The organism is Haloarcula hispanica ATCC 33960 (assembly GCF_000223905.1).
Taxonomy (GTDB): Archaea; Halobacteriota; Halobacteria; order Halobacteriales; family Haloarculaceae; genus Haloarcula; species Haloarcula hispanica.
Genome location: NC_015944.1, coordinates 204,609 through 227,742, shown reverse-complemented (window position 1 = coordinate 227,742; position 23,134 = coordinate 204,609). Strand labels below are relative to the sequence as shown.

The window sequence follows — 23,134 nt, the reverse complement described above, 5'->3', positions numbered from 1 at the left end:
CCTTTATTAGTATTTCACATCTTCTTTCATAGGCATGACCGGTAACGAGGAACATCCTAACCATCCCAGTGTCGACCAGTCAGATCGGACTGTCCCCCGTAACCTCCGCCAGACTGGTGACCCCAACATCGAGATGTTGGTGTCAACGCGCGTTCGAAAGTCCCCGTTCTTCCACAAGTCGTTCAACGAGGAGGGTGCCTGGCGGGCGACCGTCTACAACCGCCTCTATCACCCGCGCGGTCTCATCGAGCCCGAGGACGGCGGCGTGATGAAGGAGTACGACGCACTGACCAACACTGTCACCCTCTGGGACGTCGCCGTAGAGCGACAGATTCGGGTCAAAGGGCCCGACGCCGAGGCGCTGACGAACTACGTCGTCACCCGCGACGTGACAGGTATGGACGCCATGGACGGAAAGTACGTCATCCTCTGTAACGAGGACGGCGGCGTCCTGAACGACCCCGTTCTCCTGCGCCCCGAGGAAGACGAGTTCTGGTTCTCCATCTCGGACTCGACGCTGATGCAGTGGCTGCAGGGCGTCAACGTCGACAACGACTTCGACGTCGAAATCGATGAGATCGATGTGGCTCCGATGCAGATCCAGGGCCCGAGGGCGCTCGACGTGATGGTCGACGTCGTCGGCGACAAGGTCAAAGACGTCCCGTACTACGGCCTGATGGACGCCGAAATCAACGGCTGTGATGTGTTGATCAGCCAGACCGGCTTCTCGGGTGAGAAAGGCTTCGAGGTCTACGTCAAAGACGCGATGGAAAACGCCGAACAGGTCTGGGACCCCGTCATGGAGTCCGTCAAAGACCACGACGGTCGCCAGATCGCACCGGGACACCACCGCCGGATCGCCGCCGGTATCATGTCCTGGGGCCAGGACCTCGACCACGAGACCTCGCCGTTCCAGGTCAACCTGGGCTACCACGTTCCCGACGACAAGGAGGCCGACTACATCGGCAAAGAGGTCCTCGAAGAGCAGAAAGACCAGATCGAGAACGGCAACTACCCGTTCGAGCACAAGCTCATCGGCCTGAAGATCGCTGGCGAGCCGATCCGTGACTACGCCCCCGACTTCTGGCTCATCTCCGACCCGGACACGGGCGAAGAGTGTGGCTACCTCACCTCGCCGTGGTGGAACCCGGATCTCGAAACCAACATCGGGATGGGATTCGTCCCGGCCGAGAAGATTCAGGAAGTCACCGACACGCCGCTCAACGACGAGATCTACGACGAGGAACTTGATCTGGAGTTCCAGGTCCATCTCCCCGACGAGTACGCCGACGAGCCCGGTGAGCCGGTGTTCGCGACCGCCGCGAAAGTGCCGTTCAAGGAGTCTGTCAACCCGAGCGCCCGTGAGCAGGCGAAGCTCAACGCCCGGAAAGAGGCCGAAAGCGACGACTAATCCCCACTCCGTCTGTCCCAGCAGTCCGCACACCCACCTGTCGTCCGCCGCTGTTTTACCTCCCGACTGCCGCGCCCGGTTTTCACTGATACCGTTGTAGCCCTCCGCCCACTCTCCTGCAGTTCCGCGGCCGTATAGATGCTACCCGGAAAATCTCACTTCACGTTTCTTGCTGGACTGCGTCGGGGATACGCTGGCCACGGCATGACACGCTGGCAGTCTCTGCCAGCGAGACGGTCGAAAACAGGTACTTGTAGCTGGGTGGCCCGAGGACGGACAGTAAGTAGATCGGTTTCAGGAGTCGAGACGGTTGTGCCGCCATTTTTCCGTATCAGGCGTCTGATTGAACGTGTAGATGTGGACGCCGCGGATGTTGTACTCGTCGTCTCCGACGTAGGGCGCGAGGCCGTCGATGAGTTCGTCGGGTTCGTAGGTCCCGCGGGAGCCGACCAGTTGCTTGACGAACCCGAGAATGCCCGTCGTCTTCCTGAGGAACTTGATCGAATCACCGACACCGACCTTTTGAGAGATTTGCATCAGGCGCTGGTAGTTCATCACGCCCGGGATACCGACTTCGACCGGGAGTTCGATACCGCGAGCACGGATGTCTTCGACCCACTCTACCACGGTCTCCGGGTCGTAACAGAGCTGGGTGACGATGTACGTCGCGTACGGCTCTTTCTGTGCCATCGACTCCGCCAGCGTCTCGTCGTCGATGAAGTCGTGGCCCTCGGGGTAGCCCGTGATTCCGACTTCCTCGAAGGAGTATTCGGTCTCTGCGAGCGCTTCGAGCAGGCCGTGCGCCGACTCGTACTCACCGGCCGGTTCCTCGCGGTCACCTCCTGGGACGAAGATGTCCGTGATGCCTGCCTGCTCAAGTCGCTCTGCAATCGCTTCGAGTTGCTCCTGGTCTTCCACATACCGGGCCGCGATGTGTGGCACGACATCGTACCCCATTTCGGCAGCTTCCTCCGTCTTTTCGACGGTTTTCTCGATGCCGAGTTGTGGTGAGGTCGTGATTGCGATAGTCGCATTGTCGGGGAGGTGGGTAATCTCCTCGTCGAAGCTCTCGAACGGCATCAGTTCGAACCGGGCGCTCGTCAGCAGCGTCCGGACACCCTGACTGTCTGAGACAGCGCGTGTTCCGAGGGCCATGAGTTGCCAGAGATAAGGCGCACCCGTACTTTTCTCTGTGGGTGGGGCATCGAACCCATTTATAAGAAATCGCTTCTATCACGCGCTATGAGGCGCACACTGCCGGATCCGACTGGCCACAGTCCCGTAGGAGACAGCGTGGTCCGGTTCGTCCGCGAGCCGGCACAGGACGAGATCTAACAGATTGAGTTCCGCCAGCAGGTCCCGGGTCTGGCCACGGTCGAGACTCAGGCATCGCTGTACCTCGTATACCGTGTCGGAATCGACGACCGCGTCCGCGACGTCACGCAGTTGGACATCGGCTGGGAGTCCGATCCCGTCAGTGACCAGTTGCTCGTCTGGAAGTTCTCCGACCGAACTCTCGGAACCAACTGACTCGGCCGAAACGGGTTCGGCCACACTGACCTGTCCGCCCCCGGCATCGACTTCACCCTGGCTCGCGCCGTTGTCAGACTGCCCTGATTCGGCCGCTTCTTCTTCCTCGTCGCTGGAGGTGTTGTACGTGTTCGGGACGTGGATGTCCGCTTCTATCATGTACCGGCGGACCGTCTCGGAGGAGACATCCATCTGTATCTGCTCGGCGATCTCCCTGAAGTTGTCACACTCGTCGTACAGTGCTTGCAGGTAGTCGGTGTCCTCGTACGGTGGGACGGAGTCGTCGCGGACGGCGGCGAACGGGCCGGATTCAGAGTCGTTCTCGCCACCAGACTGGGGAGCCGCTGTAGCCGCGCCGTCCGACTGTGGGCTTTCCCGTGTACCGTCGCCTCCCTCACTGACAGATTCTGCATCAGAGATAGCAGAATCAGCGAGTGAGGTACCACCGTCGGTGCCAGACGAATTCACTGCGCGGACCGTCGTCGCGTCGGCGGGGCTAGCCTGGTCAGGCCCACAGTCGACGCTGGCTGCCTCGTCTGGCGCGCCCGTGGCATCAATTGTCAGGTCTACCGTCAGAAGCAAGCCGTCATCGGTGACCGTAGCTGAGGCGTCGCCTGTCGATAGTGAGGCCCCAGCGGTCGACGGAAGTTCAGTGGCCGCCGGTGAGAACGTGACTTCGAGGTCACCACTGTCGGTTAGACTCGCCGTCTCCGGCGTGAGACCCTCGTCAGCGCCGCCGCCGGAACGCAGCGAGACCGGCATCGCCACCGTCACATCGAGGACTGCATCACCGGTGTCGGCCGGCGATGCTTCGACGGTCTTGATGGACCGGCCGCGGGATTCGTACGCATCGATGACCTCCGCGAGCGCCGTGAATGTGGTGTGAAGTCCCATGTCATTGAGTGACTATGACACGTTATGCTGTAGAGATAGGTGTGGAATACCGAACCCATTTATAAACTTCCCCAAAACTACGGCTAGCAACACACGTCTGAAACAGTGCCCGCAGGCGGCTCCTCGGATACGTCTCGGTTATCGCGGTGTCGCGATGCCTGCGAGGCGTTCCCCTTTCACGACGACAGACTCCCTGGCAAGCGAGAATATCACTCCTCGTTCTGTCGCTGAGACGACCTGTTGTTGCTCGAACGAGGAGGGTTCGTAGACAGCCCCCAGTCGCTCCCCGGCGTCGACAGTGTCACCGACGGCGATGTCCGGCCGACATTCGAACAATCCCGATTCCGACGCGGTGACCGGCTCCGCGTCGTTTCGAAGCACCGTCTGCCCGGCGTGGGGCTCCGGCTCTGCCGGGAGGACTGCCCGCTCGCGCAGGAGATTCTGTATCCCGTCGACACCAGCCGCAACCGCGTCCTGTGCTATCCGGCGACTGTTCGATAGCTCCGCCGTGATAACCGGAATGCCGGCTGCCGCAGCCGCAGCGCGGAACGTCCCGCCAGAGCCGTCGTCGCCGGTGTCCTCGGACTCGTCGGTGATTCTGTAGGAAGTACCGAACGCTTCGGCGAGGCGCTCGGCGGCCGGGTCGCCCGCCCGGCATCTGACGTGTTCCAGCATATCTGCCGTGCCGGTGTGGAGATCGACCGCGGCGTCCGCGTCTTTCACGAGTTCCCACAGCCGAGCGGCAAACTGTTCCTGTAGGCTTCCGGACTCGTCTCCCGGCCACACGCGGTTCAGGTTCGGGTTCATCACGTCGTACTCGCCGGGGGTCATGTACGACCGGTGATCGAACGCGAGCTGGTTCACGACTGGGATGACAAGTACTGTCCCGGCGATAGCCGCGTCGGTCAGGCGGTCGTGCAGTCGCCGTAACGCGGCTGGGCCGTTGAGTTCGATGCCGTGTTGCGCCGCCTGAATATACACTGTCGGCCCGGGGCTGCCGACGTACCGGTGGACAGTCACGGACACGGCTCGTCCTGACGGGAGTCTCCCGAGCCGTCGGTCAGTCGTCGTGTGCGTGACGGCGGTGTAGTCCATATCGATGCCCGGCGGCGCGCAGGCAAAAGCGCTGGGAGTAGGAGCGTCGCTGGGCCACACGGAGCGATGCTGTGATACTCCCTCGGAACAGAACCACTGACCGGTAGAGCGGCTGTCGCCGGTGTGAAACCCCGTATCATAAAAATCACAGAGGGCTGTTAACATATAACTTGACAGTACAATAGCGTGTTGGACACTGCTCGGAGTTTCTGACCGGAAGCGACAATCACCACAGGGGACCCAAATCTATTAACAATGGTACTCCTGTTATTCTGAAACACTACGTGATAATGCGATGTCAGTTTGCAAAGGAGGTGGACCAGGCGGTAACTATATTGCCACGCCATAGCACGTTCTACCCAGAGTTATGGAGCCTACCGATAGCCTGCCGACCCAGGCCGATACCGTCATCGTCGGTGCCGGAATCGTCGGCTGCAACATCGCCTACCAGCTGACAGCGCTCGGCCGTGAGGACGTGGTCGTAGTCGACCAGGGGCCGATGCCAACCACTGGTGGATCATCCACCCACGCTCCCGGAATCATGTTCCAGACCGCGGAGCCGAAAGTCCTCAGCCAGTTTGCGGACTACAGCCGTCGGCTGTACTCGGACCTCGAGGGCGCGGATGGGCAGCAGGCCTACAACGAAACAGGCGGCATCGAAGTCGCGCGCAGCGAGGAACGCATGGACTTCCTCCAGCGTCGCGTCGAATACGCCAAGGCCTGGGGCATCGAGGACCCGCAGTTGCTCTCGCCCGAAGAAGTCACCGAGCACCTCCCGCTGGTCGACGCCGACCAGATCAAGGGCGGCTACTACTCCCCGACGGACGGGCAGGTCTCGGGCGTCGTCGCGTGTGACGCACTGGCCAGGGAAGCGATGGACGGGGGCGCGAAGTTCGTGCCGCACACGCGCACCGAGGACGTCGAAACAGCGGACGGCGAGGTCCAGGCCGTCGTCACGGAGAACGGTAGTATCGAGTGTAACGAGGTCGTCGTCGCGACGAACATCTGGGCCCGTCAACTCGGCGAGAAACTCGACGTGCACCTGCCAGTGACGCCGGTCGAACACCAGTACACGATGACGGAGTCCCTCGACGAACTGGCCGACAGCGCGGTCGACATCACGGACCACCCGCTGTTCGAGAACTACGAGAACGTCTCCGGGGAGAAGGCAAAACGGCTCCTCGTGGGTCCGGACCGGCCGATTCTCCGCGACCAGGACAACGCGATGTACTACCGGAACCACGGGGACTCCTACGGTATCGGCTCGTACAACCACGAGCCAATCGTGCCCGATCCACAGGACCTCGGCGGCAACGACCCCGACGGCGAGCAGGGCTCGGTCCACGAGTTCACGGACTACCACATGGACAACGCGACACATCCGGACCGGCCGGACAAGGCCCCGCGACAGGCCAGCGACGAGCTGTTGCCCGCGACGGCCGGCAAGGAACTCGAACACAAGTACAACGGCATGTTCGCGGAGTCGCCCAACGGACTCCCCGTGATGGGGCCCGTCCAGGAGTACGACGGCCTCTGGACGGCGGCGGCCATCTGGGTCACCCACGCCGGCGGTGCCGGCAAAGCGCTCGCCGAGTGGATGGAACACGGCGTACCACGACTGCCGGAAGGACCCATCGACCTCGCCCACTGCGACGTGAACCGCTTCGACGAGCACGAGGGTAGTTGGGACTTCGCCCGGGACATCGGCGGCGAGGAGTACCGCATCGTCTACAACATCATGCACCCCAAGTGGGTCTGGACCGACAAACAGCGGGACATCCGTCGGACTCCGATGTACCACACCCACAAGAAGTACGACGCCGAACTGTGGGCCGAGGCCGGCTGGGAGGAACCCCACTGGTTCGACTCAAATGCCGACCTGCTGGCGGAGTACGGTGACCAGATCCCCGACCGCGAGGGCTGGGAAGCGAAGTACTGGTCCCCCATCGAAGGCGCTGAGGCGCTGAACGTCCGGGAGAACGTCGGCCTCCACGACATGACATCCTTCAACAAGATGGAGGTCATCGGGGGCGACGCCGGCGAGTTCGTCCAGTACCTCTGTACGAATGACATGGATATCGATGTGGGCGACGTGAAGTACACGCTGATGTGTAACGAGGCCGGCGGCGTACGAGCGGACATCACGGTCACGCGAACCGACGAGGACCGCTACCTCCTGTTGACGACCGGCCGCGAAGTCGGGAACAACCATGTCGCGTGGGTGCGCGAGCAGTCCCCCGACGACGTGGTCGTCAACGACGTGACCTCCAGCCTGGCGGCGATGGTCTGTACCGGCCCGAACGCCCGGAAGGTCCTCTCGAAGATCACCGACGTCGACCTCTCCGACGACGCCTTCCCGTTCTTCACGAGCCAGCAGTTCTTCGTGAAGAACATTCCCGTCACCGCGCTCCGCGTCTCCTACGCGGGCGAACTCGGCTGGGAGTTCTACACGCCCTCGGAGTACGGCGAGCGCCTCTGGGAGCACATCATGGAGGCCGGCGAGGAGTACGGTATCCGGCCCTATGGCAACGGCGCGCTGAACTCCCTCCGTATCGAGAAAGGCTTCCGCCTCTGGGGGAAGGACCTCCACACGGAGCACAACCCGTACGAGGCCGGCCTCGGGTGGGCCGTCGACCTCGAAACCGACTTCATCGGCAAGGAGGCCGTCGCCGCGGCCGCCGACGGCGACAACATCGACCACAAGGTCGCGTGCCTGACGCTCGACGACGAGGATGCCGTCGTGCTGGACAACAAGCCAGTCCTCGACGGCGACGAGACTATCGGCTACCTCCACAGCGCCGAGTACGGCTACACCGAAGGCGCTTGCGTCGCCTACACGTACCTGCCGCCCGAGTACGCCGAACCCGGAACTAGCGTCGAAATCCTCTACGAGGGTGAGCGGTACGACGCAACCGTCCGCGAGGAACCGCTCGTCTGAGAGCGGTCTGTGACCAGCCGCTGGTTCTATCGGGATTGTAACACGCTGTGGTTCAGTCCCGCACTGCGGTTTCTTCTCGCTACCTACTGATACCCGACGGCTCGACACTGGTCGAAATACCTCTCTGTGACTCCTCTACCCGACGTTCTCTTTTTGCGTGGGTTCCGGCCACCGGTGTATTTAAGAATATGACAGAGACAGTCACAAACGAGATACATGAGCACAGAGACTCCCCCGTCTCGGGCGGATACTGTTGTTATCGGTGCCGGGGCCGTTGGGTGTAGCGTCGCGTATCACCTGACGGAACTCGGCGCGGAAGACGTCGCAGTCATCGATCAGGGGCCGCTGCCCGTCACTGGCGGGTCGTCAGTCCACGCACCCGGCATCATGTTCCAGACGTCGCCGTCGAAGATACAGACGAAGACAGCCTACTACACCAGTCGGCTCCTCTCTGATGCCGACGTCTACGACGAGGTCGGTGGCATCGAAGTGGCCCGGAGCGAGGAGCGCATGGACTTCCTCCGTCGGCGCGTCGAGTGGGCGACTTCCTATGGGCTGCCGGAACCGCAGTTGCTCTCGCCCGAGGAAGTCACCGAGCACCTTCCGATGGTCGACGAGGACGAAATCCTCGGTGGCTACTACTCGCCGACTGATGGACGCGTCGACGGCATCGGCGCGCTCCAGTGGTATATGGAAAACTCTTCGGCGTCGTTCTACGGGAACACGGAGGTCACGGATCTGGATGTTTCGGGGGGTGAAATCAACGCGGTCGAGACCGATCAGGGCCGCATCGACTGCGAGCGAGCGGTCATCGCGACGAACAACTGGGGCTACCAGACCGGCCAGCTGGCCGGGCTCGACCTCCCGATTGCGCCAGTGGAGCACCAGTACGTCGTCACCGAACCGATGGACGAACTCGCCGACGCCGAATCCTCGGTCGGCGACAACACGACCGGGCTGGACGTGCCGGGCGACCGCTCTATCGCTGAGTACATGAGCGAAGGGCCACACCAGCCAGTCGGCCGCGACCAGGACCACTCGCTGTACTTCCGGACCCACGGCGACGCGCTCGGGATGGGCTCGTACAACCACGAGACGCTTTCGGTCGACCCCGAGGCGATGGGGAAGAACTCCGAGGAGCACCAGGCGTCAGTCAGAGGGTTCACGAAGGAGCACTGGGAGACGCCGACCCACCGCGGTCGGGACAAATCCGCCAAGCAGGCCTTCGACGAACTGCTGCCGGCGACACAGGACGTGGAATACGAGGCCACCGAGAACGGTATCTTCGTATTCACGCCCGACGGGATGCCGGCCGTCGGCGAGACGGCGCAGGTCGACGGCCTCTGGACCGGACTGGCTATCTGGTGGACCCACTCCGGGGGCTACGGCCGCATCCTTGCCGAGTGGATGGAAAACGGCGTTCCCAGACTGCCGTCCGGCCCGGTCGACACCGGCGGCATTCACGTCCGACGGTTCGAACCGCACGCGGGCGAGAAGGACTACTTCGTGGACCGCGGGGCCAAGCGGTACGAGCAGGTGTATAGTATCGTCGAGCCGCGGTGGCAGCCCGACGACCACCGGGGGCTCCGGACGAGTCCGTTCTACCACCAGCAAAAGGAACTCGGCGCGGAGTTCTACCAGAGCGGCGGCTGGGAGACGCCACAGTGGTACGAGTCGAACGCCGACTTGGTCGAGAAGTACGACGACCGGATTCCCGCCCAGGACGGTTGGCAGGGCATCAACCGTTCGAAAATCGAGGCCGCCGAGCATCTCCACACCCGCGACAAGGTGTCGATGTTCGACATGACGACGTTCAGCTCGATCATGGTCGAAGGCGAGGGGAGCCAGGCGTTCCTCCAGCGGGTCTGTAGCAACGACATGGATCTCGACGTCGGGCAGGTCCGCTACTCGCTGCTGTTGAACGAGGGCGGTGGCATTCTCGCGGACATCACGGTCGTCAAACTCGACGACGAGGAGTTCATGGTGACGACCGGCGGCGGGAACTCCCCCGGCATCCACGGCGGTCACCTGGAAGACGAGGCCCCCGAGACGGTGTCGGTCCACGTCGAGGAAGGCGCGAAATCCACAATCGGCCTCTGGGGGCCGAATTCGCGGCTCCTCCTCCAGCGGTGTACCGACACGGACGTGACCAACGAAGGGTTCCCGTACTTCAGCGCCAAGCAGATGTACGTCGACGACGTGCCGGTCATCGCGCTCCGGGTCTCGTACGTGGGTGAACTCGGCTGGGAGCTGTGGGTACCCACGGAATACGGCCAGCGGCTCTGGGAGACGCTGCAGGACGCCGGAGAGGACCTCGGTGTCCGGCCGATGGGCGGCGGTGCACTCAGTTCAATGCGGTTAGAGAAAGGCTACCGCCTCTGGGGGACGGACATCGACACGGACTCGAACCCCTTCGAAGCTGGACTCCCCTTCGCTGTCGACATGGACACAGACTTCATCGGCAAAGAAGCTCTGGAGGCCGCACGCAAGGCAGGTATCGACAGCAAAATCACGCCGGTCACGCTCGACGACTCGACGGACATCATGCTGAGTGGGCGGCCGGTGCTGAAAGACGGCGAGGCCATCGGCTACGTGCAAGCCGGAAACTACGGCTACAGCATTGACGAATCAATCGCGTACACGTACGTTCCGACCGAATACGCCGAGGCCGGCACATCAGTCCAGATCCAGTGTGAGGGTGAGACCTACGACGCGACGGTGCGGGACGAGCCGCTGTTCGATCCGGCTCGGGAGCGCATCACCAGATGACAGGCCAGCGCACCGACCCACCAACTTTGACATAAGGCCCACGACGATACGAACACATGACACAAACCGAATCGGACACCCTGCCCGTCACATACGCGGACATCGAACGAGCCCGCGAACGCCTTGACGACGACACAGTCGTCAAGAAGACGCCAGTCGAACGGAGTACGTCTCTCGGTGAATTCGTCGACGCCGAGGTCCACCTGAAGATGGAACACCTCCAGTGGACAGGCTCGTTCAAGACTAGAGGCGCGTTCAACAAGATCTCACAGGACGTCGCCGATGGCGTGGAGTCGTTTGTCGCCGCCAGCGCCGGCAATCACGCACAGGGCGTCGCCCTCGCCGCGACGAAATGTGGGGCGGAGTCGACGATTTTCATGCCGGAGAACGCGCCACAGGCCAAAATCGACGCCACCAGAGGCTACGGGGGGAGCGTCGAACTGGTCGGCAACGACTTTCAGGAGACGATGTCCCACGCCAAAGCCGTCGTTGAGGAGACTGACGCCGAGTTCGTTCACGCCTACGACGATTTGGACATCATTGCCGGACAGGGGACCCTCGGTACGGAAATGTACCACGACTGCCCCGACGTCGACACAGTCATCGTCCCCATCGGCGGCGGCGGACTTATCAGCGGTGTCTCGACCGCAGTCAAGCACCTCTCGCCCGAGACGCGCGTCGTCGGCGTTCAGGCGACCGGCGCGGAGACGGTCCACGAAAGTCTCGACAAAGGGATTCCGGTCGTGCTCGACGAGGTTGACACAATCGCTGACGGCATCGCCACCGGCGGTATCTCGGAGACGACACTCAACATCATCGAGGCGAACGTCGACGAGGTCGTGACTGTTTCGGACACCGATATCGCACAGGCGATTCTCCTGTTGATGGAACGGGCCAAGCAGGTCGTGGAAGGTGCCGGGGCCGCCTCCGTGGCTGCCGTACTGAGTGACAGCCTCGACGTGTCGGGTGAAACGGTGATGCCGCTGCTCTGTGGCGGGAACCTCGACATGACACAAATGCGTGAGGTTCTCATCCACGCGCTCACGGAGCGCCAGCAGCTCCTTCAGCTTCGGGTTCGCATCGACGACCAGCCGGGTGTGATGGAGGAGATCTCGGGGGTCATCGCCCGGCAGGGAGCTAACATCCACGACGTTCGCCACGAGCGGTCCGTCGAGAACCTCGAAATCGGGGAGGCGTACCTCGTCTTCAACGTCGAGACGAGCGGTGCCGAGCATGCACAGACCATCATTACGGCGATACGCGACGCGGGCTACCCCGTCGACAACGTCGCACGGAAGGCCCAAAACGGCGCACTGTGAGCCGGAATCGGCATTCAGATCGACGGATCGACGCCACGAGCGGGGAAACCTATAACAGGTGTGTGGGGGAATTACACATGAGTCAGGCACCATGTACGACCACATACTCGTCCCGTATGACGGCAGTGATGAGGCCCGGAGAGGGGCAGAACACGGCATCGAACTCGCCGCTGCACTCGGCGCGACAGTCCATGCATTGTACGTCATTGACCTGCCGGGCACGCCGCGTGCGCTTGCGCTCAGAGATGACGAAGAGGAGATGCGCGAGGAGTATCGAAACTACGGGGAAGAGGTTCTGGCGAATCTCGGGAACGTCGCCCAAGAGCACGGCGTCGATTACAAGACGCATTTCAAAACCGGCGCACCCAGCGAGGAAATCGTCGAGTTCGCTGAAAACGAAGACATGGACGCGATTGTCCTGGGCTCGGCGTTCCGTGGAAAGCTCGGGAACCTGCTCGGTGGGACAACCGATAAAGTGGTCCGGACGTCGAGCATTCCAGTCATCAGTCAGCGGATGAGTGTCAACGACATTTGACACCAGCTACGCGTCTATCAGTCGCGTCTCACGTATGTAGATCACCAGGCTGGCGCTGAGGAAACTGAATCCTGCGAGTCGGAAGTCGCCGACTGTCATCCCGACGAGGCCGACGCCCATCAGCAGTGCTGCCACCGCGGCTGCCCCTGTTGCCAGAAGTCGTGCCATACTGATGCTAAGTGGGAGTCCGAAATAAATACGCACCCATCAAGCGGTGAGACAATCGAAGACTCGTCGACAGCCAGCAAACCTCAATGTACTAGATAGGAGAAATGTCTGCCGAGTCACAGCCGTACAGTGCTTCAGTCCGTGATATATTGGTGTCTAAGGTGAAGTTTTATTACAGTTGCATCAGTGCATAAGTATGAGACTGTGTAGCACACAAAACACGCCGACAATAGCCCTGCGGGCACGTCGTGTCCGCCCGAGCGAGTACAGTAAGACAAACAGGATGCGACTGCTGTAGGCGCGCTACGCCGGGATGTCGTTACCATGACGGTGGCAACGGACTACGACAGAGGACGACCGCGACTACGACAATGAGACACCACAGACCAGTACCGCGTTCGAGAGGGGTAACGTATGGCAAACAGTGACGAGCAAACCGGGGAAATGTCTGACGGGCTTCAGGTCGAGTTGTTCCATCCGGAGTCCGACCGCGAACCCGGTGATACGAACATTCAGGCGGCTGGATTCGACATCCATCCAGTAGTATTCCCGGTGGCGCTGGCGATTATTGCGCTGTTCATCGCAGTGACGATACTGCTCGGTGACACCGCAGCCTCGGCGTACACATGGCTGTTCAATACCATCGGGGACACTTTCGGCTGGTTCTACCTGCTGGCGGTGAACGTGTTCATCATCACACTGCTTTACTTCGCGTTCAGCAAGTACGGCAATATCAGAATCGGCGGCGTCGAGGCCGAAAAGGAGTTCAGCGACTTCTCCTGGATGGCGATGCTGTTCAGCGCCGGCATGGGTATCGGCCTCATGTTCTTCAGCGTCTCGGAACCGCTGTACTACTTCCAGAACCCCCCGAGCTTCTTCGGGGCCGAAGCGGGGACCGGCGCAGCGGCGTCCGCCGCGATGGCGCAGACGTTCTTCCACTGGGGCTTTCACCCGTGGGCGGTGTACGGCCTCGTGGGACTCGGCCTCGCGTTCTTCTCGTTCAACCGCGGGCTCCCGCTCACCTTCCGGTCGATATTCTGGCCCCTGCTCGGCGAGCGGATTTACGGCTGGCCGGGCCACATTATCGACCTGGTGACGGTGTTCGCGACGCTGTTCGGGCTGTCAACCTCACTGGGACTCGGTGTTGCACAGGTCAACACGGGGCTCTCCTACGTGGGCGGCGACATGCTCGGTGCGGTGAGTGTCCCGACAGGGACCTGGCCGCAAGTCGCGCTCATCGCCGGGATCACGCTCATCGCGACCCTCTCGGTCGCAGCGGGGCTCGACGGCGGCGTCAAGCGGCTGAGTACGCTCAATCTCTATCTGATGTTCGCACTACTCGGGTTCCTCGTCATCGTGGGTCCGACGGTGTACATCTTCGGGACGTGGGCAGAGGGCCTCGGCGCGTACTTCGGCAACATCCTCGCACTCGGGTTCTTTACCGGGACGCTCAACGAAGCGGCGAACGGGACCCCCACCGCCTGGACCGTGTTCTACTGGGGCTGGTGGATCGCGTGGTCGCCGTTCGTCGGGATGTTCATCGCGCGCATTTCGAAGGGTCGGTCCGTCCGGGAGTTTGTACTGGGCGTGCTGTTCCTTCCATCGATGTTCTCGACGCTCTGGCTCTCGGTGTTCGGCGGCAGCGCGATGTTCAACTCCCTGCTGGGGAACGGACAGGCGCTGGCGACGTACAACGAGGTCGGCCAGACCGTCGCGATGTTCGCCCTGCTGGAGCAGTTCCCGCTTGGCGTGGTCAGTGGACTGATCGCGACGCTGCTGGTCATCACGTTCTTCGTCACGTCGTCTGACTCCGGGTCACTGGTCATCGACCATCTGACTTCGGGCGGGAAGCACGACGTGCCGCGAACACAGCGGATATTCTGGGCCCTTACCGAGGGCCTTGTCGCGTCTATCCTGCTCATCGGCGGCGGGCTGACGGCGCTCCAGACGGCCGCAATCACCACAGGACTCCCGTTCGCGTTCATCCTGTGTCTGATGTGCTATACGGTGTATCTTGGGCTCGACAACGAGTACCAGATACTCGAATCGGAAGAGTTCGCAGAAACGATTCAGGACCTCTCTGAACGGGATGACGTCGACGTCGTGACCGCCGGCGACGAAATGGTGACAGATATCTCTGACCCGGGAGACGACACGGCGACGGGTACCGACTGAAACCTCTCGTTTTGCGTTTTCCGACGCGACCGGTCGTGTCAGATGCTATAGCCAACAGCGGCCGAAACCGTTCACGCTACCGGCCGCCCAGTTCTGTTTCGACCGTCCGTTCAGAGTGTATCCAAATCCGGGCAGAGCCGCCGATTCCGAACGCGGCGATGGCGAGGCTGGACACGATACTGCCGGCGGGTGAAAGCAGAACCCACGAGACAGCGCTGAGAAACGCTCCGATGAGGAGCCCGTATGTTGGTCGGCGGCTGCCAAAGATATCAGTGAGGAGTGTGCCGACCACGAGAAAGCCGAAGCTTGTGAGTACCAGGACGAACGCACTACTGATGAGAATCGCGACACGGACGAATACCCCGCCAGCGACGCTGAGGCGGGCCAGCGTTGTTGCCCCGTAGAGGCCGACGATGCCGACGATCACGTACCCAGCGATGCCGTAGAGGACGGCCATCGCCGGGCTGTCCGAAATCGCGTCAATCGACTCGTCGACGTAGTTCCGCCGCAGCCGGAGCACCAATGCGCCGGCCACGAGCACGAGAACGAACGAGACGAGCCCGCGGAGCGGTCTGGACAGTTCGGTGCCAACGCCGGGCATCAATTGTCCCACGACGGGATTCACAACAGTTGCCGCCAGTCCCGGGACGGTCGGCGCAACACCGACAGCCGCGTCAACACTCATATGCCACATACCGCGGGTCGCCGTGAAAACCTATCGACCGCTCATCACCGGGTCAGCGTTCGTACTGCCCGGAAATTTAAGCCGTCAGAATACATACCATGTCACAGTGTCTGGATGGCTCGCAGCTCTGCTCTCGAAGCTTGTCTGGGTCGGCAAGCGAGTGGCCGCGCCACTCCAGCGGAGTGACGGGCCGAACAAGTTCAGGCTGTCGAGCATGGACACGGCAACGACGACGTACGACGGTGACATTGGGTGGGCGAGACGGCCGCCAGCGACGGTCGAATGTCCGCGATGCGAGTCGGAAATCTTCCAGCACAACGCGCGTGACAGCATCGACTGTCCGCGGTGTGTCGGCGAATACAGCCACGACGAGTTCGCCGACCTGCAGCTCCTGTATCTCACCTGCCCGGTCTGTCGGAGCCGGATGGAGCACGGGCAACGCCACCCCGAGCGGTTCGACATCCCCGAGTGGGCGACCTGCACGGACTGTCGGTACCACTGGGAGTTCGAACACTCCTACGACCGCAGTACTGATTGAGACGATGGGTACACTGATCACTGCTGCCGTTTGGCCGGTATGCGTTGCTTCGAAACGGCTACGAGATCAAAAGCAGGGTGATGCCCAGTTCCAACACGCGAGTGGGATTCTGCCGTCAGTAATACTTCCAGTCGTCCTCACGGCTCCCTTGCACGACGCCGTCGTCCTCCTCACTGTCCGCCTCTTCTCGCTCATCGGGCCAGCGGATACCGTCTCCGATGAGGCTCTTGTACGCGAAGGCACCCAGACCGACGAGCATCAGCAGAAGAACGACGGTGCCAGCGACTGCTGCCACCTGCCCGACGGATTCGAGCAGGCCCGAACCGAGCTGAACTGGAAACTGTAGCATACATACTGTTCGGGCTGCACAGGTATCACTGTTGTCGCATCTGAGACGGTCGCGACGCCGTCGCTGAGACCGTCTTGAGCACGGCGTTGTTCTCGGAGACGTCGTGGACCCTGACTGCGTCAGCCCCACGTTCGGCGGCCAGCGCTGTCGTGGCCAGAGTCGGTGGCAGCCTGTCCGCACCGGCGTCGCTCATGTCGGCAAACATCGACTTCCGGGAGTGCCCGACCAGCACCGGACAGCCGAGCGCGTGGAACTCGTGGAGTCGGTCGACGAGTTCGAACGATTCGGCGGCGTTCTTCCCGAAACCACAGCCGGGGTCGACGATAATCTGCTCGCGGTCGATGCCGGCTTGCTCGGCGAGCAGGATCTGTTCTGTGAGGTCTCGAAGCACGTCGTCGACGACGTCGTCGTAGGTCACAGTTCGACCTGGGTCCACTGGCGCGGACAGGCTATGCATCAGGATGACGGACGCGTCGTGGTCGGCAACCACGAACCGCATCTCGGGGTCCGACAGTCCCGACACGTCGTTGACGATGTCGGCACCGGCGTCCAGCGCCGCGTCAGCGACCGCGGCTTTTCGGGTATCTACGGAGACGGTGGTATTGAGCGAGGACACGGCCTCGATAACGGGTACTACGCGGTCGATCTCTGTTTCGACGGCCACGGGGTCAGCCCCGGGACGCGTGCTCTCGCCGCCGATGTCGACGATGTCCGCCCCGGACTCGATCATCTGTTCCGCGTGACTGACCGCGAGGTCGCGACGGTTGTACTCGCCGCCGTCGTAGAAACTGTCCGGCGTGACGTTGAGAATACCCATCACGGCCGCCTCTTCCCTGTCGAACGGCGGCGGGAACGACCTGTCAGACAGCGTGCCTTCGAGTTGCGTGGCGAGCCGACCGAGCCCCAGCCCTGTCGAAGCCAGTCTGTCAGTGAGCTGTTGAAACTGTCGCGGCGTTCCCGACAGCGTCGTGTCGACGAGCTTCTCCGGCATCCCGACAGCCGAACGGGTACAGGTGCCGCCGCAGTCCTCGAACGCCTGTTTGACGACGCCTGCCTGGTCGCGCCGCAGCGTGACCGAAAGCATCTGCTGGTGGATTTCTGGTTCACTTCCTGATCCAGCGGTCCCGCCCGCCGACGGCTGCTGGAGCGTCTCTGTCGGAACGACCAGCCGACTCCAGCGGTCCCGAGCCTCGGCAACTGCGTAGAGAGACCCGGCCACGAGTACGAAGTCGTCCGCGCCGGCCGTGGCTACCGCTCGTTCGGTGGCTTCCGGAACGGACTCGACCTGCTGTACCTGGGCTGCCTGCCCCTCGAACGCGGCAGCGAGCGATCCAGTGCTCGCGGCTCGGTCGACTTCCGGTCGCGCGGCGAACGCCGTCTCGACGGCCGGAAGCGTCGCAATCATTCGTTCGTACTCCTTGTCCTGCATCGCGGCGAAGACTACGTGGAGGTCGTCGTACTCGTATCGCTCTATGAGTGTTGTCAGCGTCTCCATCGCGCCGGGGTTGTGTGAGCCATCGAGAACCACCATCGGGTCGGTCGACCGGATCTCGAACCGCCCCGGCAGCGTCGCGGCCCGCAGCCCCTCGGATATGGTTTCGGTGTCCTCGTCGATGAGTTGTCGGGCCAGCGTCGCGGCGACGCCGGCGTTCTCCGCCTGATGCTGTCCGAGCAGTTTGAGGTTCGATTCGAGCGCCCAGTCCGGCCCCGTGAGGGAGATGCGGTTCTCGACGGCCGAGCGCATGCCGTTTTCGACGGCGGTGACGTCAGCCCCCTCACCACCGACGGTGATGGTGTCGGTAATCCCCTGGATCGCATCAAGGGCAGCGCCGGTCGTTCCCGTCACGAGTGGGGCGTCCCGCGGCGCGACCTGTGCTTTGTCGCGGGCGATCTTCTCGACCGTGTCGCCGAGCAGGTCGGTGTGTTCTAAACTGATACTGGTGACGGCGCTTGCGACGGGATCGACCGCGCTCGTGGCGTCGTACCGGCCGCCGATACCGACTTCCAGAACTGCCACATCGACGTCTTCGACATCGAAATGATAGAGCGCAAGCGCGGTGAGTACCTCGAAATGCGTCGGCTTGTCGTCCTCGGCGGCCAGGCGGTCGATACATGGCTCGATCTGTTCGACGAACTCCGTCACCCGCTCTTTGGGTATCCGGCCGCCGTTGACCGTGACTTGCTCCCGAAAGCCGTTCAATCCCGGCGAAGTGAACAGGCCGACGTCCAGCCCGGCGGCTCTGATCACGCTCTCGGTCATCTGGGCGGTGCTTCCCTTTCCGTTCGACCCGGCGATCTGCACGCTGTCGAAACTGTTGTCCGGGTCACCGAGATGTGCGAGCATCCGCGCCGTCGTATCGGTCCCCAACTTGGGCCGACGGCGTTGTAGCGACTGCAGGTAGTCCGCCGACTCGTGGTACTCCATACCATAATTGGGCGGCGGCGGCCTGATTAATTTATCGCCAGAGGGTTCTGCGTCGATAGCACGTAACGAGGTGGAGCACCCTCTTCAGGCCGAAACCCACGAGAAACTCCTCAATGGCGGCCCGGAAACCGTGATCGAGTCATTTCGTAGATCCCGACGTCGCTGCCGCTGCCGTCCGGACTGCTGCTGGGCCACGGAACCAATCTCGTAAGCCGAGATACATGATGTGGCTTACGCGGTCCGTAACGGCGTCTCGAACACATCCTATCCCGATAGTATCAGGTTCACTAACATTATTACGACGGTGTAGGGAAGGGCTAGTCGAGATGTCTTCACAGGATGAGCAATCCGCGACCGAAGAGACGCAGGAGCCGATTCCTACGGACTACGATATCGCCCAGTCGACCGAGATGGAACCGATCTGGGAACTGGTAGAGCCGTGGGGACTCGGCCTCGACGACCTCCAGTACTTCGGCGAATACACCGCGAAAGTCAAACAACACGCCATCGAGCGCCTCCGTGAACAGGCGGAAGACAAGGAGCAGAACCTCGTCCTGGTAACCGGGATGACCCCGACGCCGAAAGGCGAGGGGAAGACGGTAACGACCGTCGGCCTCGGACAGACGCTCAACCACGTCGGCGAGGAAGCGATGATCGCCATCCGGGAACCGTCGCTTGGCCCGGTGTTCGGCGTCAAAGGCGGCGCAGCAGGCGGCGGCCGGTCGCAGGTCCTTCCGATGGAGGACATCAACCTCCACTTCACCGGCGACCTCCACGCGCTCACCTCTGCACACAACCTCATCGCCGCGATGCTCGACGCGAAGATCTCGCAGGGTGACGACCTGAACATCGACATCAACAACGTCTCCTGGCCGCGCGCTATCGACATGAACGACCGCGCGCTCCGGGAGACGGTTGTGGGCCTGGGCGGGAAAACCGGCGGGACGCCACGGGAGGACAGCTTCCTCCTTACCGCCGCCTCAGAACTGATGGCGGTGCTGTGCCTGGCGAGTGACCTGGGCGACCTCAAAGAGCGAGTCAGTCGCATCATCGTCGCCTACGACGAGGACGGCGACCCGGTCACGGTCGAAGATATCGAAGCGACCGGCCCAGCAACCATGCTACTCCGGGACGCGATCAAGCCGAACGTCGTCCAGACCATCGAGGGGACGCCGGCGCTGGTCCACGGCGGGCCGTTCGCGAACATCGCCCACGGGACGAACTCGCTCGTCGCCGACAAGACTGCCTTCGGCATGGGCGACTACCTCGTCACCGAGGCTGGTTTCGGCTCCGACCTCGGGGCCGAGAAGTTCATGGACGTGGTCTGTCGCAAGGGCGATATGACGCCGAACGCCGTCGTGCTGGTGGCGTCGGTCCGCGCGCTCAAATACCACGGCCTCGACCAGTGGCCGGTCGACTACGACGAGATCGACGAGGCCGGCGTCGAAGCCGTCGAAGCGGGCTTCTCGAACCTCGACAAGCACGCGACGAACCTCCAGAAGTTCGGCGTCCCGGTCGTCGTCTCCGTCAACCGCTTCCCGGACGACACCGACGAGGAGATTCAGGCCATCTTGGACCACTGCCGTGAGGACCTCGGGGTCAGAGCGGCTGAGTCGAACGTGTTCTCCGACGGCAGCGAGGGCGGCGTCGACCTCGCGGAGAACGTCATCGAGGCAACCGAGGAGAGCAACGAGGAGGACTTCCGGATGCTGTACGACGACGAGGACAGCATCAAGGAGAAGATCCACACCGTCGCGACCGAGATTTACGGCGCTGACGACGTGAAATACACCGGCGGCGCGCTCGACGACATCGAGCAGATGAACGAGCTCGATTTCGACGACTACCCGGTCGTCATGTCCAAGACGTTCCACTCGCTGAGCGACGACGCGAGCCAGAAGGGCGCGCCGGAGGGCTGGGAACTCGAAATCAGCGAAGTGTACCCGTCTGCCGGAGCTGGCTTCCTGGTCGCTCTCACGGCCGACGCGCTCACGATGCCTGGCCTGCCGGCCCGACCGGCTGCCGCCGACATGGACATCGACGAAGACGGTAACATTTCGGGGCTGTTCTGACGAACCGGCCTCGCGTCCCAGCTCCTGTGGCTCGTCCGCTCGATTTTTAACGGATGCCGCTCGGCGTTCGACGAGGTGACGACGCTCACCGCTCCGCGTTTGCGACCGCTTCGTCGAGCGCCGCTTTGCCGGCCGCTTCTGCCTCGTCTGCCCGCTGTTTCATCGCTGCCACGAATGATTCGTCGTCGATCATGTCGAGATTGGCCCGGACAGTCGCGACGGACGCCTGTAGCGCCGCCGCCGCGAGCAGCGCCCCGACGGCCGCGTCCGGGACAGCGACCGGCGTCCCCTTCGCAGTCACCGTGCGGGCGTGCTCAACGACGTCGAGACAGACCTCGGCCGTCTCCAGTGGCACTTCCGTCGAACGTTTCGAAGCCGCCTGCATCCGGTCGTCGTCCCCGGACTCGATTGCGGCCCCGACCGCGTCGACCGTGGCTGCGTCCTCGTCGGCGAGGGCAAGCAGCCGTTCTCGCCGGTCGGCCAGCGTGTCACCAACCTCGCTTAGTTCATCAGCCGCTGCCTCGGACCCATCTGTGCCGACAGTGTGGATACAGACCATCTCACAGAGCGCCGCGCCCATCGCGCCGCCGACGGCCGCGACCGCACCGCCGCTCGGGGTCACCTGGCCCGACGCGACGTCGTCGAGAAACTCACTGATAGGCTGGTCCGCGAACGTCATCTGTCGGGTTCAACGCCGGCCGTCTCTGCTGATCGACTGTCCATACCACGGCACTCTCGGCCCACTCGCCTAATGATTTCCCCGACGGTATTCGGTCCGCGTGGGCCATCCTGACACAAAGGCTATGTCCGGACTGTGTCAAGACGGATTATGGCGTCCTCGTACGAAATCGTCCAGCCAGCGACGGTACCGACGGAGCAGTTCAACACCTGTGAGACAGAGGTCCGGAAGCTCACGGACCCGCTCGGCTGTACGGAGATGCGGGTGAATCAGGTCATCGTCGAACCGGACTCCGTGACGACACCGCATACACACGACGGCCAGGAGGAGGTGTTCGTCGCGACGACCGGCGGCCAGATAGCCGTCGAGGGTGACGTCCACGATGTCCCCGAGGGCGGGGTCGTCCGCGTCCACCCGGACACGGTCCGGAATCTCTGTAACCATATTGAAGAGACGCACGTCTGGCTCGCTTTCGGCGCGCCGCCCGTGGGAACTGTCGAGAACTTCGGGGACTACGTCGTCAAAGAATGAGCCGAGGCGGCCAGCCCGTCAACCAAGTCCGCACACGGAACGGCTGCCCGTCTCAGCCCCCGTCTCCCAGCGCGTCGTTCAACTCCGGCACGACCTCGTGGAGGTCGCCGACGACGGCGTAGTCGGCCTTCTGCATGATGGCCGCCTCCGGGTCGGTGTTGATCGCCAGGATGTTGTCCGCACCCTTACAGCCCACCATGTGCTGCACCGCACCGCTGATACCGCAGGCGACGTAGAGGTCCGGGCTGATCTTCGTGCCCGTCTGTCCGATCTGGTCGTTGTGCGGTCGCCAGCCCTCGTTGACGGCGGCCCGCGACGCGCCGACGGTTCCGCCGAGGCTATCGGCCAGCGTCTCCAGTTTGTCGTAATCCTCCGGACCACCGACACCGCGCCCGCCGCCGACGACGACGCGGGCCTCGCCGAGCGACACACCGGTCTCGTCGGACTCCTCGACTCGGTCGACACTGACCCGGAACGCGCTCTCGTCGAGCGACGGCTCGAACGGCTGGACCGTCGACTCAACTGTCTCTGTCGCCGTCTCCGGCGAAAACTCGTGTTCCGCCGCAGTCACCAGTTTCGTGTCACTGTCAAGGCGTGTGTGTTCGACGAGGCTACCACCCCATCGCTGGCGCGACAGTTCGTACACGTCGCCGGCCTCGACGTCGAGACAGTTGGCCGCCATCGGCAGGTCGCGCCTGGCACCGACGTGGGCTAGCACCTCCTGTCCGCGGTCAGTCCCCGGGGCGACGACTGCGTCCGGGTCCGTGGCGTCGAGCAACTGCGCGATACTCTCCGCCCAGGCCTCGGGTGCGTACGTGTCAAGCCGCTCGTCACCGACGTGGTGGAGCGTCTCTACGCCGTAGTCACCGAGTTTCTCCCCGAGCGCCGCCGATTCTGCGCCGAACGCGACGGCTTCGAGCGCCGCGTCGGTCGCCGTCGCCAGTTCACGGGCCAGCGTGAGCGCCTCCAGCGAGGGCTCTTCGGGACTTCCGCCCGCATGTTCGACGAGGCTCAGTATCAC

18 protein-coding genes are annotated in these 23,134 nt (G+C 62.7%); 9 read left to right on the top strand and 9 right to left on the bottom strand.

Annotation, left to right across the window (positions count from 1 at the left end; all coding sequences use genetic code 11):
- The first annotated feature begins 34 nt into the window (after positions 1-34).
- Entirely contained in the window at positions 35-1,411 is a 1,377-nt protein-coding gene (locus HAH_RS18290; protein WP_014031189.1) for an aminomethyltransferase family protein, read from the top strand.
- A gap of 294 nt (positions 1,412-1,705) precedes the next feature.
- On the opposite strand, the gene HAH_RS18285 is transcribed toward HAH_RS18290, so the two are convergent.
- The 3 genes from HAH_RS18285 to HAH_RS18275 all read right to left on the bottom strand — a co-directional run bounded on the left by HAH_RS18285 (position 1,706) and on the right by HAH_RS18275 (position 4,930).
- Positions 1,706-2,566 carry a methylenetetrahydrofolate reductase gene (locus HAH_RS18285; RefSeq protein ID WP_014031188.1) on the bottom strand — a complete coding sequence of 287 codons (861 nt, stop codon included), beginning with the start codon at positions 2,564-2,566 and terminating at the stop codon, positions 1,706-1,708.
- Positions 2,567-2,644: 78 nt separating this feature from the next.
- Positions 2,645-3,835 (bottom strand): prolipoprotein diacylglyceryl transferase, encoded by a 1,191-nt coding sequence (locus HAH_RS18280; RefSeq protein WP_014031187.1) that lies wholly within the window; start codon positions 3,833-3,835, stop codon positions 2,645-2,647.
- A gap of 138 nt (positions 3,836-3,973) precedes the next feature.
- Positions 3,974-4,930, bottom strand: a complete 957-nt coding sequence (locus HAH_RS18275) for a succinylglutamate desuccinylase/aspartoacylase family protein (RefSeq protein ID WP_044952818.1) — start codon at positions 4,928-4,930, stop codon at positions 3,974-3,976.
- A 367-nt stretch (positions 4,931-5,297) separates the two neighbouring features.
- Here HAH_RS18275 and HAH_RS18270 point away from each other — a divergent pair, with 367 nt between their 5' ends.
- The 4 genes from HAH_RS18270 (at position 5,298) to HAH_RS18255 (ending at position 12,491) form a co-directional block, all read left to right on the top strand.
- Entirely contained in the window at positions 5,298-7,868 is a 2,571-nt protein-coding gene (locus tag HAH_RS18270) for a GcvT family protein (protein ID WP_014031185.1), read from the top strand.
- Between the two features lie 216 nt (positions 7,869-8,084).
- Positions 8,085-10,637, top strand: coding sequence for a GcvT family protein (locus HAH_RS18265; protein ID WP_014031184.1), 2,553 nt, complete (start codon positions 8,085-8,087; stop codon positions 10,635-10,637).
- A 56-nt stretch (positions 10,638-10,693) separates the two neighbouring features.
- Positions 10,694-11,956, top strand: coding sequence for a threonine ammonia-lyase (ilvA, locus tag HAH_RS18260; RefSeq protein WP_014031183.1), 1,263 nt, complete (start codon positions 10,694-10,696; stop codon positions 11,954-11,956).
- 91 nt (positions 11,957-12,047) lie between these two features.
- Entirely contained in the window at positions 12,048-12,491 is a 444-nt protein-coding gene (locus tag HAH_RS18255) for a universal stress protein (protein ID WP_014031182.1), read from the top strand.
- 6 nt (positions 12,492-12,497) lie between these two features.
- Here the strand turns inward: HAH_RS18255 and HAH_RS19760 are convergent, their stop codons facing one another.
- On the bottom strand, positions 12,498-12,659 hold the full coding sequence (locus tag HAH_RS19760; protein ID WP_005533017.1) for a hypothetical protein: 162 nt from the start codon (positions 12,657-12,659) through the stop codon (positions 12,498-12,500).
- A 414-nt stretch (positions 12,660-13,073) separates the two neighbouring features.
- Here HAH_RS19760 and HAH_RS18250 point away from each other — a divergent pair, with 414 nt between their 5' ends.
- Positions 13,074-14,834: a BCCT family transporter gene (locus tag HAH_RS18250; RefSeq protein WP_014031181.1), complete on the top strand. Its 1,761-nt coding sequence runs from the start codon at positions 13,074-13,076 to the stop codon at positions 14,832-14,834.
- Positions 14,835-14,910: 76 nt separating this feature from the next.
- Here the strand turns inward: HAH_RS18250 and HAH_RS18245 are convergent, their stop codons facing one another.
- A complete protein-coding gene (locus HAH_RS18245) occupies positions 14,911-15,519 on the bottom strand; it encodes a hypothetical protein (protein ID WP_014031180.1) in 609 nt (202 codons plus the stop codon).
- Between the two features lie 106 nt (positions 15,520-15,625).
- On the opposite strand from HAH_RS18245, the gene HAH_RS18240 reads away from it, so the two are divergent.
- The gene (locus HAH_RS18240; protein ID WP_230458915.1) at positions 15,626-16,057 is read left to right on the top strand and encodes a hypothetical protein; all 432 of its coding nucleotides are present in this window, start codon (positions 15,626-15,628) and stop codon (positions 16,055-16,057) included.
- Between the two features lie 115 nt (positions 16,058-16,172).
- On the opposite strand, the gene HAH_RS18235 is transcribed toward HAH_RS18240, so the two are convergent.
- Positions 16,173-16,406: a hypothetical protein gene (locus tag HAH_RS18235; RefSeq protein WP_014031178.1), complete on the bottom strand. Its 234-nt coding sequence runs from the start codon at positions 16,404-16,406 to the stop codon at positions 16,173-16,175.
- Positions 16,407-16,431: 25 nt separating this feature from the next.
- Positions 16,432-18,831: a dihydropteroate synthase gene (gene folP, locus HAH_RS18230; RefSeq protein ID WP_014031177.1), complete on the bottom strand. Its 2,400-nt coding sequence runs from the start codon at positions 18,829-18,831 to the stop codon at positions 16,432-16,434.
- Between the two features lie 326 nt (positions 18,832-19,157).
- Between folP and HAH_RS18225 the strand changes: the two genes are divergently transcribed.
- The gene (locus HAH_RS18225; RefSeq protein WP_014031176.1) at positions 19,158-20,903 is read left to right on the top strand and encodes a formate--tetrahydrofolate ligase; all 1,746 of its coding nucleotides are present in this window, start codon (positions 19,158-19,160) and stop codon (positions 20,901-20,903) included.
- 85 nt (positions 20,904-20,988) lie between these two features.
- On the opposite strand, the gene HAH_RS18220 is transcribed toward HAH_RS18225, so the two are convergent.
- Positions 20,989-21,582, bottom strand: a complete 594-nt coding sequence (locus HAH_RS18220; RefSeq protein ID WP_014031175.1) for a cyclodeaminase/cyclohydrolase family protein — start codon at positions 21,580-21,582, stop codon at positions 20,989-20,991.
- A gap of 150 nt (positions 21,583-21,732) precedes the next feature.
- On the opposite strand from HAH_RS18220, the gene HAH_RS18215 reads away from it, so the two are divergent.
- Positions 21,733-22,113, top strand: a complete 381-nt coding sequence (locus HAH_RS18215; RefSeq protein WP_014031174.1) for a cupin domain-containing protein — start codon at positions 21,733-21,735, stop codon at positions 22,111-22,113.
- Positions 22,114-22,165: 52 nt separating this feature from the next.
- Here the strand turns inward: HAH_RS18215 and HAH_RS18210 are convergent, their stop codons facing one another.
- On the bottom strand, positions 22,166-23,134 hold the full coding sequence (locus HAH_RS18210) for an electron transfer flavoprotein subunit alpha/FixB family protein (protein WP_014031173.1): 969 nt from the start codon (positions 23,132-23,134) through the stop codon (positions 22,166-22,168).

Excerpts from the sequence above, each read along its gene's own strand:
- HAH_RS18265 (WP_014031184.1), top strand. The coding sequence starts at position 8,085 with ATGAGCACAGAGACTCCCCCGTCTCGGGCGGATACTGTTGTTATCGGT.
- HAH_RS18285 (WP_014031188.1), bottom strand. The coding sequence starts at position 2,566 with ATGGCCCTCGGAACACGCGCTGTCTCAGACAGTCAGGGTGTCCGGACG.
- HAH_RS19760 (WP_005533017.1), bottom strand. The coding sequence starts at position 12,659 with ATGGCACGACTTCTGGCAACAGGGGCAGCCGCGGTGGCAGCACTGCTG.
- HAH_RS18220 (WP_014031175.1), bottom strand. The coding sequence starts at position 21,582 with ATGACGTTCGCGGACCAGCCTATCAGTGAGTTTCTCGACGACGTCGCG.
- ilvA (WP_014031183.1), top strand. The coding sequence starts at position 10,694 with ATGACACAAACCGAATCGGACACCCTGCCCGTCACATACGCGGACATC.
- HAH_RS18275 (WP_044952818.1), bottom strand. The coding sequence starts at position 4,930 with ATGGACTACACCGCCGTCACGCACACGACGACTGACCGACGGCTCGGG.
- HAH_RS18290 (WP_014031189.1), top strand. The coding sequence starts at position 35 with ATGACCGGTAACGAGGAACATCCTAACCATCCCAGTGTCGACCAGTCA.
- HAH_RS18215 (WP_014031174.1), top strand. The coding sequence starts at position 21,733 with ATGGCGTCCTCGTACGAAATCGTCCAGCCAGCGACGGTACCGACGGAG.
- folP (WP_014031177.1), bottom strand. The coding sequence starts at position 18,831 with ATGGAGTACCACGAGTCGGCGGACTACCTGCAGTCGCTACAACGCCGT.
- HAH_RS18250 (WP_014031181.1), top strand. The coding sequence starts at position 13,074 with ATGGCAAACAGTGACGAGCAAACCGGGGAAATGTCTGACGGGCTTCAG.
- HAH_RS18280 (WP_014031187.1), bottom strand. The coding sequence starts at position 3,835 with ATGGGACTTCACACCACATTCACGGCGCTCGCGGAGGTCATCGATGCG.
- HAH_RS18235 (WP_014031178.1), bottom strand. The coding sequence starts at position 16,406 with ATGCTACAGTTTCCAGTTCAGCTCGGTTCGGGCCTGCTCGAATCCGTC.
- HAH_RS18270 (WP_014031185.1), top strand. The coding sequence starts at position 5,298 with ATGGAGCCTACCGATAGCCTGCCGACCCAGGCCGATACCGTCATCGTC.
- HAH_RS18225 (WP_014031176.1), top strand. The coding sequence starts at position 19,158 with ATGTCTTCACAGGATGAGCAATCCGCGACCGAAGAGACGCAGGAGCCG.
- HAH_RS18255 (WP_014031182.1), top strand. The coding sequence starts at position 12,048 with ATGTACGACCACATACTCGTCCCGTATGACGGCAGTGATGAGGCCCGG.
- HAH_RS18245 (WP_014031180.1), bottom strand. The coding sequence starts at position 15,519 with ATGAGTGTTGACGCGGCTGTCGGTGTTGCGCCGACCGTCCCGGGACTG.